Origin of the sequence: Parvularcula bermudensis HTCC2503 (assembly GCF_000152825.2) — a bacterium.
GTDB classification, from domain to species: domain Bacteria; phylum Pseudomonadota; class Alphaproteobacteria; order Caulobacterales; family Parvularculaceae; genus Parvularcula; species Parvularcula bermudensis.
The window spans coordinates 1,951,991-1,966,409 of record NC_014414.1; the positions used below are offsets into that span (position 1 = coordinate 1,951,991).

At 61.9% G+C, this 14,419-nt stretch carries 11 protein-coding genes; 6 read left to right on the forward strand and 5 right to left on the reverse strand.

Annotated features, from left to right (window positions below):
• The first annotated feature begins 51 nt into the window (after positions 1 to 51).
• Positions 52 to 276: a sulfur carrier protein ThiS gene (gene thiS, locus PB2503_RS09220; RefSeq protein ID WP_013300980.1), complete on the forward strand. Its 225-nt coding sequence runs from the start codon at positions 52 to 54 to the stop codon at positions 274 to 276.
• Entirely contained in the window at positions 276 to 1,055 is a 780-nt protein-coding gene (locus PB2503_RS09225) for a thiazole synthase (RefSeq protein WP_013300981.1), read from the forward strand. Before thiS ends, PB2503_RS09225 begins: the two co-directional genes overlap by 1 nt.
• Here the strand turns inward: PB2503_RS09225 and PB2503_RS09230 are convergent.
• The 4 genes from PB2503_RS09230 to PB2503_RS09245 form a co-directional block, all read right to left on the reverse strand.
• Complete coding sequence (locus PB2503_RS09230; protein WP_013300982.1) at positions 1,048 to 1,959, reverse strand: alpha/beta fold hydrolase; 912 nt, start codon at positions 1,957 to 1,959, stop codon at positions 1,048 to 1,050. The genes PB2503_RS09225 and PB2503_RS09230 overlap by 8 nt on opposite strands.
• Positions 1,960 to 1,967: 8 nt before the next feature.
• Positions 1,968 to 2,777, reverse strand: coding sequence for a DsbA family protein (locus tag PB2503_RS09235; protein ID WP_013300983.1), 810 nt, complete (start codon positions 2,775 to 2,777; stop codon positions 1,968 to 1,970).
• A 131-nt stretch (positions 2,778 to 2,908) separates the two neighbouring features.
• Positions 2,909 to 4,282, reverse strand: coding sequence for a M48 family metalloprotease (locus PB2503_RS09240; protein ID WP_013300984.1), 1,374 nt, complete (start codon positions 4,280 to 4,282; stop codon positions 2,909 to 2,911).
• Positions 4,283 to 4,448: 166 nt separating this feature from the next.
• On the reverse strand, positions 4,449 to 7,565 hold the full coding sequence (locus PB2503_RS09245; RefSeq protein ID WP_013300985.1) for an Rne/Rng family ribonuclease: 3,117 nt from the start codon (positions 7,563 to 7,565) through the stop codon (positions 4,449 to 4,451).
• A gap of 605 nt (positions 7,566 to 8,170) precedes the next feature.
• On the opposite strand from PB2503_RS09245, the gene PB2503_RS14045 reads away from it, so the two are divergent.
• From PB2503_RS14045 to PB2503_RS09265, 4 genes are all read left to right on the forward strand, one after another.
• Positions 8,171 to 9,490, forward strand: coding sequence for an N-acetylmuramoyl-L-alanine amidase (locus tag PB2503_RS14045; protein WP_013300986.1), 1,320 nt, complete (start codon positions 8,171 to 8,173; stop codon positions 9,488 to 9,490).
• Between the two features lie 77 nt (positions 9,491 to 9,567).
• Positions 9,568 to 11,469, forward strand: a complete 1,902-nt coding sequence (locus PB2503_RS09255) for a tetratricopeptide repeat protein (RefSeq protein ID WP_013300987.1) — start codon at positions 9,568 to 9,570, stop codon at positions 11,467 to 11,469.
• Positions 11,466 to 12,353, forward strand: coding sequence for a 4-(cytidine 5'-diphospho)-2-C-methyl-D-erythritol kinase (locus PB2503_RS09260; RefSeq protein WP_013300988.1), 888 nt, complete (start codon positions 11,466 to 11,468; stop codon positions 12,351 to 12,353). The genes PB2503_RS09255 and PB2503_RS09260 overlap by 4 nt, the downstream gene beginning before the upstream one ends.
• Positions 12,354 to 12,377: 24 nt before the next feature.
• Entirely contained in the window at positions 12,378 to 13,499 is a 1,122-nt protein-coding gene (locus PB2503_RS09265) for a hypothetical protein (RefSeq protein WP_013300989.1), read from the forward strand.
• On the opposite strand, the gene PB2503_RS09270 is transcribed toward PB2503_RS09265, so the two are convergent.
• The gene (locus PB2503_RS09270; protein WP_041534969.1) at positions 13,397 to 14,416 is read right to left on the reverse strand and encodes a polyprenyl synthetase family protein; all 1,020 of its coding nucleotides are present in this window, start codon (positions 14,414 to 14,416) and stop codon (positions 13,397 to 13,399) included. The genes PB2503_RS09265 and PB2503_RS09270 overlap by 103 nt on opposite strands.
• Between the last annotated feature and the right edge of the window lie 3 nt (positions 14,417 to 14,419).

The following is a 14,419-nucleotide window of genomic DNA, read 5'->3' on the forward strand; positions in this document are numbered from 1 at the left end:
CCTTCTACATCGGTGCTTGCGCCCTCTCTCCACGCTCCATAGGTCATGGGCATGCAACAAGAGTTCCAATCGCCAGGGCTGAGCATCACGATTAACGGTCAAAGGCGAGCGACGGCCGCCACGACGGTTGCGATGCTGGTTGAGGAGTTGAACCTCCCTCCCGCCAAGGTGGCGGTTGAGCGAAATCGGGAAATCGTGCCGAAATCGACCTACGCCACCGCGCCGATCTCGGAGGGGGATCAGATCGAAATCGTTCATTTCGTGGGAGGCGGGTAATGACGGTCAATGACACGCCCCTGACGATCGCCGGCACGACCTATACGTCCCGACTGATCGTCGGCACCGGGAAATATCAATCCTATCAGCAAAATGCAGAGGCCGCCCGGGCGGCAGGCGCTGAAATCGTCACCGTCGCCGTTCGTCGGGTGAACCTGACCGATCCTGACCAGCCGCTGCTCGTCGATTATCTGTCCCCCAAGGAGTTCACGTTTTTGCCCAATACCGCGGGCTGCTTCACCGCGGAGGAGGCGATTCGCACCCTGCGCCTGGCCCGAGAAGCGGGAGGATGGTCGCTGGTGAAGCTCGAAGTGCTGTCCGATAAGAAAACGCTTTATCCGGATATGATCGAAACGCTTCGGGCCCTTGAGCTGCTCAAGAAGGAAGGGTTCGAGGTCATGGTCTACTGCTCTGACGACCCGGTCATGGCAAAGCGGGTCGAGGAGGCCGGTGCAGCGGCGATCATGCCTGTCGGCGCGCCGATCGGCTCGGGACTTGGCATTCAGAACCCGGTGAATATTCGCCTCATCGTGGAGCAGTCGACCGTCCCCGTTCTCGTCGATGCCGGCGTGGGAACGGCCTCAGATGCGACGATCGCCATGGAGCTTGGGTGTGATGCGGTCCTGTTGAACACGGCGATTGCCGAGGCGAAGGACCCCCTTTTGATGGCTGAGGCCATGAAGCATGCCGTGATTGCGGGGCGGCAAGCGTATCTTGCCGGACGCATGGAAAAGCGGCGCTATGCCGACCCTTCAAGTCCATTGGCCGGCCTTATTTAGGCGCGGGCCCTAAAAACGCCTTCATCGCCGCGTTCACTTCGTCTGGCCGTTCCTGTTGGATCCAGTGAGAGCCGTCGGGCAGGAAGGCATATTGCAGATCCTCGACATAGTCGGCGCTGTTAAGGGCGCTCTTTTTCGTCAGGGCGAGGTCTTTTTCCCCCCAAATCAACAGCGAAGGGGTGATGATTTTCGGCAGATCCTTCATCCGTCCGTGGGCAGATAAGGGATGACGGAAAAACGCGCGATAGTAATTCAGCATGGCGGTGATCGCCCCGGGGTCGAGGACGTTCTCGCGGAAAATGTCGGTCACTTCCTTGGGGAACATCTCAGGCTTCGTGCTCGACAGCTGAAAGATACGGCGGATCAGCCCCGCCCGATTCGCCGTGAGGGCGAGCTCGGGGAGGCGGGGGATCTGAAACAAAAGGATGTAATAGCTTTTCAGCGCCTGCTCCAAGGTACGGGTCTTGAGCAACGCATTGGGGTGCGGAATATTCATCGCGACGAATTTGTGGAGGGGCCGTAGCTGGAGCGCGGCGAAGGTCCAGGCGATGATCCCGCCCCAATCATGGGCGATCAGGACGGTTCGTTTCGCGCCGCTCGCATCGATCAGCCTGGCGATGTCGTCAAGCAGGTGATCGAGACCATAAGCGGCCACCCCATCGGGCCGGGTCGTTCGCCCATACCCCCGCAGATTGGGGGCCCACACGCGATATCCCATCTGGGCAAGGGCAGGCAATTGATAGCGCCATGCAAAATTATGCTCCGGGAAGCCGTGGAGGCAAAGGGCGAGGGTGTCTCCCCCACCGCACATATCCACCTCAAAGGACATCTCCCCCACGGTCACCATTTCGGTGATTATGCCTTCTCGAGGGGTCAGATGCGGGGAAAGGGGGGAGGGGCCCATGGGATCCTCTAGCCGTTGGTCTCAAGGGCGGTGGCGATCGCTGTGCGCACGGCGTCGGGGTCGAAGCCGCTGACCGTACGGACGAAGGACCCGTCGGGGGAGGCGATGAGGAAAGCGGGGGTCCCGTCGACCCCCAATTGCTCTGCGATGCTGAGGGATTGATCGAGAGGCTCGTCAAAACTGTCCGTCGCGGCGCTGCCGTCCTCGCCGGTCGAGCTCGGCGTGGCGAGATCGAGGGAATGGGCGATATCCAGCGCCCGCTGGGCGTCGATCACGCCGCTCTCTCCCATCAGCGCCCGGTGAAGGGGCACGTAATCCGCTGTCCCGGCATAATTCAGCGCGACCTTTGCCGATCCTCGGCTGTCAGGGTGGGTCACCGGTAATTCTTGGAGGACCAGGGTCATTTCTGGCGTTTCCTCCTTGAGGGTGAAAACGAAATCCGTCGCGCGGCGACAAAAACCGCAATTGTAGTCGAAGAATTCGACGACAATCACCTCGGCCTCCCCCTCGGCGGGCATGATGTGTCCCGCCTGTGTCGTCAGAAGGGCGGGAACCAGATCCCGCGCGCTTTCCTGCGCCATCGCAGCGGCAAGTCGTTCCTGGTCGATCCGATATCGCTCGACCGACTCGATGATGATTTCAGGATTCTCGAGCAGATAAGCTTCGACCTTCGCCGCAAAATCCGCGTCGACGGTGACCTGACTTGCGGGCGAAGGGCTGTCCGCCTCTTCCGGGGATTGCGCCGAGCACGAGGCGGAGAGGACCACAGCGCCCAAAACGGCCAACAGGGGCTGGGTAGGGCGGACAAGCATGACCATCAGACATTCTCCTCTTACTTGGCTCTTATGACAGCTGGTCGCCGAGCTCAAAGCCCGTTTACGGAAGTCGCCCGAAGAAAGAGGAGCGTGGCGCCGGGGCGCCATGGGGCTGGCCGGCGGAAAGGGGCAGATCAATTCATGCGGGAAGGACTTCCCTCCGCCCGCGCCCGTCGCGCTGTCTCGACGGTTGCGGCAATGATATCGAGGGCTTGTAGATGTTCGGGGGTGCCGGGTTCCAGTTTCTCGCTCGCCCGGGTCGCAAAGCGGTGGGCTTGGGCTTCGTTGCCATAGGAAAAGAAGGCCTGCGCCTGGGCCAGACTCGCCAGATCGTCGCGACCGAGAGCGGCATAGGCGCGGGCAAGTTCGGACCAGCCAAATCCATTATCCGGCTCCAGGGCGAGGCCTGATTTCAGAACCTCCACCGCTTCGTCCATGTCTCCCTCCCGCTCAAGGGCAACGAGGGCGCGGCCGAGATTGATCTTGAACAGAGCGACACCTGGGGCGAGGGCGACCGAGCGACGATGGGGGACGACACTTTCGGCGATCTGACCGTGTTCGAACAGCATTTGTCCCTTCAGCTCAGCGAAATAGGGATTGTCCGGCTGTTCATCGATCAGACTGTCAATTTCCTTCAAGCCGCGCTCAAGCTCACTTTTCCGGTAATAGGCGACCGCCCGAGCGTATCGCGCGGGGGCGCTTTTATCGCTCAAGGGATAGGTCCTTAAGGTAATGTAGGGGTCTTGCATGAACCCCAGGATCTTGCCCTGTATCATCTGCAAGCGGATGATTTCGTCTTCGCTGTCGGCGCTGTCATAATGCTCAAGACCCTGCACCTTGTCGCGCAGGGCATTGATCCGCCGAATCGCCAAGGGGTGGGTCAAGAGATAGGGATCGACATTGCGTGACGAGGCGAGCTGGCGGTTCGCCAATTTCCCAAAAAACTCAACCAAGCCCTGGCCAGATTGTCCCGTCGCTTCGAGATAGGTAACGGCCGCCTGATCGGCCGACGCTTCCTGTCCGCGGCTGTGGGCGAGGATGTCGCCAAGGGCGACCCGCTGTCCAAGACCACTGATGGCGATACCGGCTTCGGGGGGCGCGCCGGCGGCAATGGCGGCCGCCCCGAGGACAAGGCTCAACAGGACAGGACGACTGGCCGTGGCCATGACATCGGCGCCGCGTTGCAGGTGGCCCCCGGCAATGTGGCCAATTTCGTGGGCGATCACCCCTTCAATCTGATTGGGCGTATCGGCCGCCGTCAGCAGCCCGGTGTGAATGAAGATATTCTGCCCCCCCGCCACAAAGGCATTCAGGGAATTGTCCCCCACGAGATAGAGGGAGACGGCCTCCGGCTGGAGGCCCGCCGCCTCGAGCAGCGGCGTCGATAGATCTTCGAGGAAGAGTTCGATCTCAGCATCCCGAAGAAGGGATTGCGCTGCGGCGGTGGAGAGGGCCCACGAGAAGCACGCAACAATGATCGAAAGGGTGCGGAACGGGCGCGCCGTCATGACCGATCTCCTTAAGCCCAGTATTCCCCGATAGGGATGTAGCGGATGAATGAGGGGCACGGCACCGGGGGCGGCCGTGAATTGCGCGTAAGCTGCGCGCCACACCGCCGCCTGGTCGTCCTTGACCTTCAGATGACGGCCCGGTTCAGGCCGTCATCCTCGTTCTTCAGGTCTTATTGCCAAAGGCCCGTTGCCACCAGCCGCCGCGTTTGGGAGCGGGTTTGTCCTCCCCTTGCGCACTGTCCTCGAGGGGGGCGTGAATGGTTTCCGCGGCCCGGGGCGGTTCTGACGGCTGGGCCTTGTCGGCGGGGGCGTCAGTTTTGGGGGGGCTGGACTGTCCTGCTTCCTGATCCGCAGTCTCTGTCGCCTTGGCCCTAGGAGCGGCCTGCTGGGGGGAGGGGCTGTCCTTTTCGGTATCGGACGGACCGCTATCGGTTTCGGCGGCCGGTTGAGCCGGTTTTCTCCGGCGCCGGGCCGGTTTCGGAGCGGCCTCGCTGTCCTTGTCCTTTGCAGCCGTCTGCCCGTCTACCTGGGTGCCTGCCTGCTCCTCTGCCGCTCCCTGCTGAGGTGACTGATCCTTGACGGAACCGGCATTTGGCTCGGCGGCACCGGCCTCGATCTGCTCGTCCTTGGTCTCGTTCTCAGTTGGCTGAGAGGGCGCGCGCGACTCCGTCTCGCCCTTTGTCTCGGCCGAATCAGCATTCCGCTTCCGCCGCCGCCGCCGCCGCTTTTTGGGCTTTCCGTCACCGCCCTCGGCGGTTTCGTCGTCGGCTTTCTGGGACTTTTGTTCGGGATCATCACTGTCGGAGGCGGCTGCCTCCTTCGGGGTGTCCCCATCGTCCTGCTGCTCGTCATTCTCAAGCAGGCTGGAGGCATCGACCGCCGCGGCGCTCGACCCCTGGCGAAGGGTTTCTTCCTCTTTCAGACGACCAGAGACAGTGAGCTCGTATTGATCGCCATTCTTGTCTGAATCGCCTTCAACGGTGATCCGACATCCATAGGTGGCTTCGATTTGATTGAGCCAATCGCGCTTTTGATTGAGGATATAGAGGCTGACATCGAGGGCGGCGCTGGCCGTAACGCTCGCCGCCTTGTCGCTCGCCGCTTTTTCTTCGATGGCGCGCAAAATGCGCAGCGCCGCCATTTCCACCGAGCGCACAGCGCCCGCCCCGTCGCAGGTCGGGCATGTTCGCGTGGTGCCATCGACAATGCCTGAGCGGCGCCGCTGACGCGACATCTCAAGAAGGCCAAAGGTCGAAATCGAGCCCACTTGAATGCGGGCGCGATCTGATTTCAGCGCCTCCTTGAACTTTTTCTCCACCGTCCGATTGTTGCGGTTCTCATCCATGTCGATGAAATCCACCACAATCAGCCCGGCGAGGTCGCGGAGCCGGCATTGCCGGGCCACTTCGACGGCCGCTTCGGAATTGGTCTTGAGCGCCGTCGCCTCGACATTGCGCTCCTTTGTCGATTTCCCTGAGTTCACATCGATCGAGATCAGCGCTTCGGTCTGTTGAATGACCAAATACCCGCCCGATTTCAGGGTCACGACAGGCTGATACATCTCGTCCAATTGCCGCTCGACGCCGTAATGCAGGAATAGCGGCTCTTGCTCGCGATAGGGCTGCACATTCTTGGCGTGGCTCGGCATCAGCATTTTCATGAAGTCCTTGGCTTCACGATAGCCGTCCTCGCCCTCCACCAAGATTTCGGCGGTATCCTTGTCATAGAGGTCGCGGATCGCCCGCTTGATGAGGCTGGCTTCCTCATAGATCAGGCAGGGAGCAACGGATTGCAGGGTCTGGGATCTGATCGTGTCCCACAGACGCGCAAGATAATCATAGTCGCGCTTGATCTCGGCCTTGGTGCGCTTGGCCCCCGCGGTGCGGATGATGAGGCCCTGTCCCGCCGGGACATTGAGCTCGGCCATGGCCTTGCGCAGACGACGCCGATCGGACTGGTTCGAGATCTTGCGACTTACCCCGCCCCCTCGGGCGTTGTTCGGCATCAAAACACCGTAGCGACCGGCCAGGGACAAGAAGGTGGTCAGCGCCGCGCCTTTATTGCCGCGCTCCTCTTTGACGACCTGCACCAGCATCACTTGGCGGCGCTTGATGACCTCCTGGATGCGATAATTGCGCAAAAGGCGATCCCGTTCGCGCCGCGCCTCGTCGTAGCGCTTTTGAAGGGCCGCAATTTGCGCTTGTTCCGAGGCCGGAGAGGGGGCTGTGTCATTCGCCTTTCCCTTTGGCTCCTCCGCCGCTGATTCCTCATCGTCGGATGGGGCGCTTTCGCCATCGGCGACCGGTTGGTCGGTCTTCTCCGCCCTAGGGGCGTTACCGTCGTCGGCGAGGGGGGGGTCGCTCTTTTCCGCGTCCGCTAAGGCTTCATCGGAGAGGACTTCGCTATCGGCCAATCCGTCGGTGATATCCGCCGAGCCGGCCTCGTTCTCCGCGTCATCGGGAAGCGGCGCCGTCACGCTTGAATCGGTCTTCGCAGAGAGCGGGACACTTTTATTGCCCGTTTCTTCCTGACTGCCGGTCTCGTTGGTGGCCTCGGCGCGGTCCCCCTGATCGTCTTGAGGAGCAGGGGCGGCCGCGGCTTCTCCCTCGGCCTGATCTGCGGTCGAGGCGGTGGTTTTCTCAGAAGACGGGCTGTCTTGGGTCTGAGCGGGCTCATCCGCCGTGTCGGCCTTTTTTGCCTCATCAGCGGACGATCCAGCGGACCCCTCGCCATCCTCGTCATTCGCCGCATGGGAACCATCGGCTTTGCTGGCCCCGCGTCCGCGCCGTCGGCCTCGCCGCCGCCGCCGTCCGCGTCCCGACGACCGGTTACCGTCATCGCCGCTATCGCCGTCATCATCGTCGGCGGCTGAGGTCGACGACGTTCCGTCCTCGCTCTCAAGATCGCCTTGGGTATCGACGACGTCACCTTCGTCCTCGATGTCGACGACCCCCGCTTGGTCAAAATCCGCAAGCTTTGCCGCCAATTCGGCTTCGAGCGCCTCTGCGGCTCTCAGAACTTCGCGATCGGCAACGGGGATCTGATAGTAATCAGAGTGGATTTCTCCGAAGGCCAGAAAGCCATGGCGGTTGCCGCCATATTCGATAAAGGCGGCCTGCAATGAAGGTTCGACCCGGGTCACCCGGGCGAGGTAGATATTTCCCCTCAGCGGTTTGCGCGAGAGGGATTCGAAATCAAAATCTTCGACTTTTCCGTTCGAAAGAACAGCGACCCGGGTCTCTTCCGGATGCCGTGCATCGATCATCATCTTCTTTGTCATGTAATGGGGCTCCGCGGCGCCACGAGGGGCGACCGCACGAATGGGCCATGGCGCGCTGGGGGTGAGCGTCTGCGCTCTGCGTCGTCAATCGAACACGGAGAGGAGCAAAAGAGGTCACTGCCGCCGGCAACATGGCATCGGTTCCAACTGCCCCCGGCATAAGCGGGGGAAAAACGGAGTGGCCCAGGCCAACCAACCGAAAATCGATCGTCGGACCCTCACGGCCACTTTTACGCTTCGATCTCCGGCTCGTCGCCGCCCCCCTCTTGCGAGGGCGCAGGGCCGCTTCATGCCGCCCGACCGCAGAAGCATCCGGTCGGGATATCCAATGAGCAGACCCATATGCGTAGAGTCACAGGACCGCTCAGGAAACTGGGGGATAACGGTCAATCCGCCATCTGAGAACGTACTGTGCGCCTATTGTTTTAAAGACACAACCCGCACCAAGCCGTTCCCGGCCCCCAGCCCATTCAATTTAACCGCGCGTCATTAAAGCGGCGTTAAGGGTCCTGCTGCACCGAAAGCGGGTGTGGGCGCGCGGGACCGAGTCTGGTACTTAGTGATTCTCGTTCTGCTTGCCCTGGGTCGCTCGGATGAAACAAATAATGAAACGTGCGCTCGTATTTTGGTCGGTGGCGGTCCTGTCGTTCTGTGGCATTCTGGCGATTGCCAGTGAGCAGCCAACGGCGCCGTCCATTGATCAGGTGCGTATCGGCCACCATCAGGCCGGTCACACGCGTCTTGTGCTCGATTTGGATGCAAAGCCCGCCTATGCGGTCGCCCCCCTCGAGGATCATCGCATTGCGCTGGTGATCGAGCGGGCCGATTGGAGCGGCGCGGATGATCTGCCCAAGGGGGTGGGGTTGATCGAGACGATCAAACTCGAAGATAACCGTCGCCTGCTTATTCATCTCTCAAGCGCGGCGCTGCCGGAGCGGAACTTCATTCTGCCGCCGGAGGGGGAGATCGATCACTGGCGCCTTGTCATCGATTTCGACGATGTGCCCTCGGCGGTCTATGCGCAGGCGGTCAAAGACGCGGTCGGGCGGCTGGCCGAGATGACCCCTCCCGTTGCAACGGTGACCGGAACGCCGGCCCCAGCGCCCATTAAGGGGGAGGCGGCGCCGGCCATGACGGCCATGACCGGGATGACCCGGGTGCCGGGGCTAAAGCCCCAACGCCCTGAGGCCCAACGGGTGGCGGCGGGCGACGAGGATGGTCGTCTGACCATCGTCATCGACCCTGGCCATGGGGGGCGGGACCCCGGCGCGATTGGCCCGAGTGGATTACTGGAAAAGACCGTGACCTTCGACACCGCGAAGCGCCTTCAGACGGTGCTCTCGGCGCGGGGCTATCACGCGGTTCTGACCCGCGACGAGGATTCTTACGTGGAGTTGGATGATCGCATCACCCTAGCGCGGGCGCGTCAGGCCAATATGTTTATCTCGATCCATGCCGATTCCAATCCCAACGATACGGTCCGCGGGGCGTCGGTCTATACCCTGTCTGAAAGTCGCTCTCGCCGCATGGCCGAGGATGCGGTCAGTGCCGGGGATTTCCGCGTTTTCGATCGGGACTTGAAAAACGAAGCCTCTGAGGTCTCATCGATCTTGATCGATCTTGCCAATACCGACACCAAGAACCGATCCGCCCGCTTGGCCACGACGATCATCGATGCGATGGCCGGAGAAGTGCGGATGGTCAATAACACCCACCGCAAGGCGGGACTGGCCGTTTTGCTGTCGCCCGATGTGCCCGCCGTGCTGGTCGAGCTTGCTTTCATGTCGAACGCCTCGGACGAGGCCAATCTGAAATCACCCCGCTGGCGCGCCAAAATCGCCAGCACGATTGCCGATGGTGTCGACACCTATTTTGCCGATATCGCCTCCCAACATGCCGATGCCAGTCGAACCGCGCTGAATTGAGCTCGCATCTCGGCTTGCCCCACATGCCACGTAATGGGATGACGAAGGTCTCTCATGTCTTCTAGAGAAGGGTTCCCTTGTCGCTCAGCGCGTTTCGTTTCCTGACCCTGATCACCCTAGGAGCCATGGCCGCCTGTGCGGGCGGGCCGGGGCTCTCCTTATCCTCCGTTGCAGACGGCTATCGCAATCCGCAGACCGTGGCCGGCGATTACCTGCAAGGAAAATTCGCCGCCAGTCAGCATGATTACAATTTTGCCGCCGCGGCCTTTGACAGGGCTAATCAAGAGTCGGGCGCCCGGGCCTTGAAGGCAGGGGCCTTTCGGTCGGCCCTTGCGGCGGGGGAATTCGATCGGGCGATCACCTACGCTCATGCCCTTCTTGCCCTTGAGGAGCGCGAGGATACCCCCGCAGAGCTGGAATCGCTTCTTGGCTTTCTTGATCGCGATTTGCCGCGATTGACCCTCGCGGCCCAGGCCTTTCGGCGGGACGACATCTCTGGGGCGGATACCGTCCTTGAGCGACCCTTTGAAAGCAGTCTTGGCCAAGGGATTGCCGACCTCCTGTCGGCTTGGGTCATCTACGACGCGGAGGGCAGCGAGGCGGCGATTGCGTCCTTAAGGTCCACGCAGAACCCGGCCATAGCGGCCTTCGCCCCCCTTCATTTGGGATTGATGTTCGATCTCGATGGGGCCAGCGAAACCGCCGAGGTCGCCTATGCGGAGGCCCTGCGCGGCGATGCGCAGGATCTCGCCCTCGAAGCCTATGGGGGGCTATTGGAGCGGCGCAAACCCCGAGAAGAGGCCATCTCCTTTTACAGTAAGTTGGCGGAGGATCAGGGGTTTGCCCGTCGCCTCGGCCGGTTAGGTCTTGCCCGGCTGGAGGCGCCCTTGCCCCAGGAAACGGCTGAATTCGTTCGGATCGCGGAGCGCACCCGCCTTCGGATCGTTCAGAACCCAAGCGAAGGGGCGGCGCTCGTCTTCCTCAATTTCGCTTGGGCCGCCTATGAACAGGCGATCGCCCGCCAATCCGCCGCCCGCCAGGCTGGCTTTGGCGATCTGCCGATCAATCTCGATGTCCCGCTCTCCCTGGCGCGCCTAGCGGTCGCGATCGATCCGGATCTCGATGCCGCCCATTATGTGCTCGGCGCGATCAAAGGATTTTATGACCGCCCGCAGGAAGCCGCTGAAGCCCTCGACCGGATCGCCCCTTCTAGTTGGCTCTATAATTATGCCACCATTGACCAGGCCGACGCCTATCTTGCGCTCGATCGGGCGGACCAGGCCATCGCGCTATTGGAGCGATATCTGACCCATGATGCGCTGGCGCCGGATGTGGCCCTGACCCTCTCTCAAATCTATGCCGATGAGGGGCGTACCGATAAAGCGGTGTTTACGGCCAATCGTGCCCTGAGCATTGCCAGCGATCTGTCCTCGGAAGAAAACCGGGAGGCCAATCTTTGGCGGTATTATTTCAGCCGTGGAGCGATCCTGACCGAAGCGGATCGCTGGACGGAGGCTGAGCCCGATCTGCGCGAAGCCCTGGTGCTCGCGCCGGAGGAGCCGGTCGTCCTGAACTATCTGGGATATAGTTATGTGGAACGGGGACAGCGTCTCGACGAGGCCTTGGCCATGATCGAGCGGGCCCTCGATCAGCGTCCCGCTTCCGGCGCGATCACCGACAGTCTCGGCTGGGCGCATTATCAGCTCGGCAACTATCAAGAGGCAGTGCGCTATCTGGAGCAAGCCGTTGAGCTGGAGCCGGGAGACGATGTCATTACCGACCATCTCGGCGATGCCTATTGGCAGGTCGGCCGCCAAGTGGAGGCGCGCTTTGAATGGCGCCGCGTCTTGCAGATTGATGGCCTGAGCGCGGCGCTTCGGCAATCGGTCGAAGCCAAATTGGCGGGGACGCCGCCGGCGCCGGGAACCCTCGCCGATCAAGCGGTATCTTCGGGGGACGCGTCTATGTCGGGCCCATGAGCCTCTCTTCCTGGCCCGCCCTGGCAAAGATCAATCTCGCCCTGCATGTCGGGGCGCCTTATCGGAACGGCTATCACCCGGTGGATACCCTCTGTGTCTATGCCGCGGTGGGCGATCGGTTGTCACTGGTGGCGGGATCGGCGGGGCGGCCTTTGCTGACCCTTGAGGGGAGGTCGGCCCACGGCCTTGATGCAGGACCGTCTAACTTCGTCATCAAGGCGCTTGAGCTCTTCCGTCACCGGACGGGTCTGTCCCCGGATGTCTCTTTTCACCTGCGGAAAGACGTGCCCCTTGCCTCCGGCGTTGGCGGCGGGACCGCCAATGGCGCGTTGGCGCTCTGGCTCCTCAATCGCCACCATGGCGATCCCCTGTCGCCGCGACAGCTCATGGCGCTTGCCGTCGGCCTTGGCGCGGATGGACCGCTGTGCCTTGCGCCCCTCGTCTATGGGGGGGGATGCTGGCGAGGGCAGGGGACAGGGACCCTGATCGCCCCTGGTCCTGTTCTGCCGCCGCTTTGGCTCTGCCTTGCCAATCCGGGCCGGGCGGTGCCCACGGCCGATGTCTTCCGCGCCTTCGATCAGGCGGGTCCCATAACGGCGCCTTTGGCAATTGATTTGCATCCCCGTCTAAAAGGTTACAAAGAGGTTAAAAACCTCGTGATGGGGACACGAAACGACCTTGAGGCATCCGCCGTCGGATTGGAGCCGACAATAGGTGAAGTCATCACCAGGCTTCGCCGCACCCCTGGATGTCTCGCGGCACGAATGACGGGAAGTGGGGCAACAGCGTTTGGGCTCTTCGCTTCATGCCAGGCGGCCCAAAGGGCGGCTCGGCACTTACGGTCATCGGGTTATTGGTCAGTATCGGCGCCCCTATCGACGTAAAAAAGATAGTGGGAGTGAAGGCCAATGGCCGATTTTTTTGGGTCGATCGTCATTTTGACGGTCGGTACTGCGTGTCTCGTATACATGATGAGCGGGATCGCCGTTTGGGCTGGGCTTTTCCTTGTGCCAACGGCGCTTCCCTCCGGCCATTGGGGGCAGGCCTCCCGGGCAGGGGGGGTGATCCTTGGCGGCACGGTGTTGGTCTTAATGGCGATCATCCTGCTGGCAGGTCATCTGCCGGCGCCGGCGGCGCTGCCGGCGGCAACCCTGGCTGGTGTCATTGGCATGATTGCCGACGCCCGCCCGCTCAGCCGGAGGGCCATCCCCTTTGTGAACCTTGGTCTGGCCACAGCGGCGGTTGCCTTGGTCGGACCGATCACGGTCTTTCCTCTGCCTTCGGGAAGCGAGGTGCAATTGCCCGATGCCCTCGGCACCCTCTTTGCCATTGGCTTCATCGCGTCGATCCTGACCCTTTTTGCCCGTACCGAGGAGGTGAGGGGGCTTGCCAGCGGCGCAGGGTTGATTGGATTATGCCTTCTCACCCTCCTGTGTGGGCCTCAATTCGGCACCCTGACCTTGCTGATGGCGCTGACCGCTTCGGGGGTCTTTGGTCTTACCGTGCGAAATATCTGGTCCGGCACAATTCGTCTCGGGATGAGCGGGAGCTTAGGGCTTGGGATGCTCGTCTCGGCTGGGGCAATTGAAATCACCCATCAGACCGAGGCGGCCTTCACCCCTTATCTTCTCGGCCTCGCGCTTTTGCCGATGCTGGTCGATCGCCTTTATATGGGGGCGCGGCGCTTCGGGATCGGGGCCGTCCGATATGTGACGCGTCAGGAGCTGAGTGCCGATGCGCGATCTGCGGGACTGCGGTCCCAAGAAATAGCAGCGCTCTCCATGGTGCTATGCATGATCGCATCGGGCCTTGCCGGTTACGCTCTTCTCGGCAGCGTCAATACTCTTGGGTTTTATCTCGGGGTGATCTTTGGGGTGGCCCTGATCGGGATCTCCGTCCTGACCCTCCTCCTTGCGGGGGAGGAAACTCAGGTCGTCCTCTCTGCCGAGCCGATGGCGAGATCCTCAAGCGTGCCGCGCAAGTCGCCCACCGGAAAGACAGCGAGTGACGAGGCGGCCGCCTCGGCATAGCCGCGCGCCTCTTGCAAGCAGGCCTCGACAATCCGATCCCGGCGCATCAACTCATTCGCGCGGGCGAAATCGTCAGGACGCTGGTCTTTGTCACGGATGGTGCGTTGCCAGAATTGGCGTTCTTCGTCCGAGGTCGAGGCCGCATAGGCGCGGATCACGGGGAGCGTCATTTTCCCCTCACGGAAATCATCGCCTGCGGTCTTTCCGAGCACGGCACCGCTGCTTTGATAATCTAGGGCATCGTCCACAAGCTGATAGGCGATCCCGAAATTAAGGCCGTAGGCGCGCATCGCCGCCACCTTTTCAGCGTCGCCCCCGGCAACGACGGCCCCCGCCTCGGCCGCTGCGGCGAAGAGGGCGGCGGTCTTCGCCGAAATCACGTCGAGGTAAATGGTCTGGGGGGTCTCCAAATTTTGCGAGGTGGTGAGCTGCAAGACTTCGCCCTCGGCAATGATGCAGGACGCCTTGCTCAAGATCCCCAGAACCTCGATGGAGCCCGTCCTGACCATCAATTCGAAGGCGCGGGCAAACAAAAAGTCACCGACCAGCACGCTTTCCTTATTGCCGAACACGATATTCGCCGTCCGCAAGCCCCGACGCAGCGCGCTTTCATCGACGACATCGTCATGCAGGAGCGTTGCGGCATGGATCAGCTCCACCGCCCCCGCAAGGAGGCGTGGGCCTTCACCGGTCTCTCCACACAGCTCTGCTGCGGCAAGGGTCATGAGCGGGCGGAGCCGTTTTCCCCCGGCAGCGATCAAATGCCGCGCCACTTCGGGGATCAAGGGGACGCTGGAGGCAAGGTGATCAAGGATCACCTGATTGGTGGACTCAAGCTGCCCCGACAGCATGTCCTTGAGCTGACTGGCCGTATCGCGAAACGGCGCGGAGGGAGGAAGTGCGGCGGTACGCGCCATCAA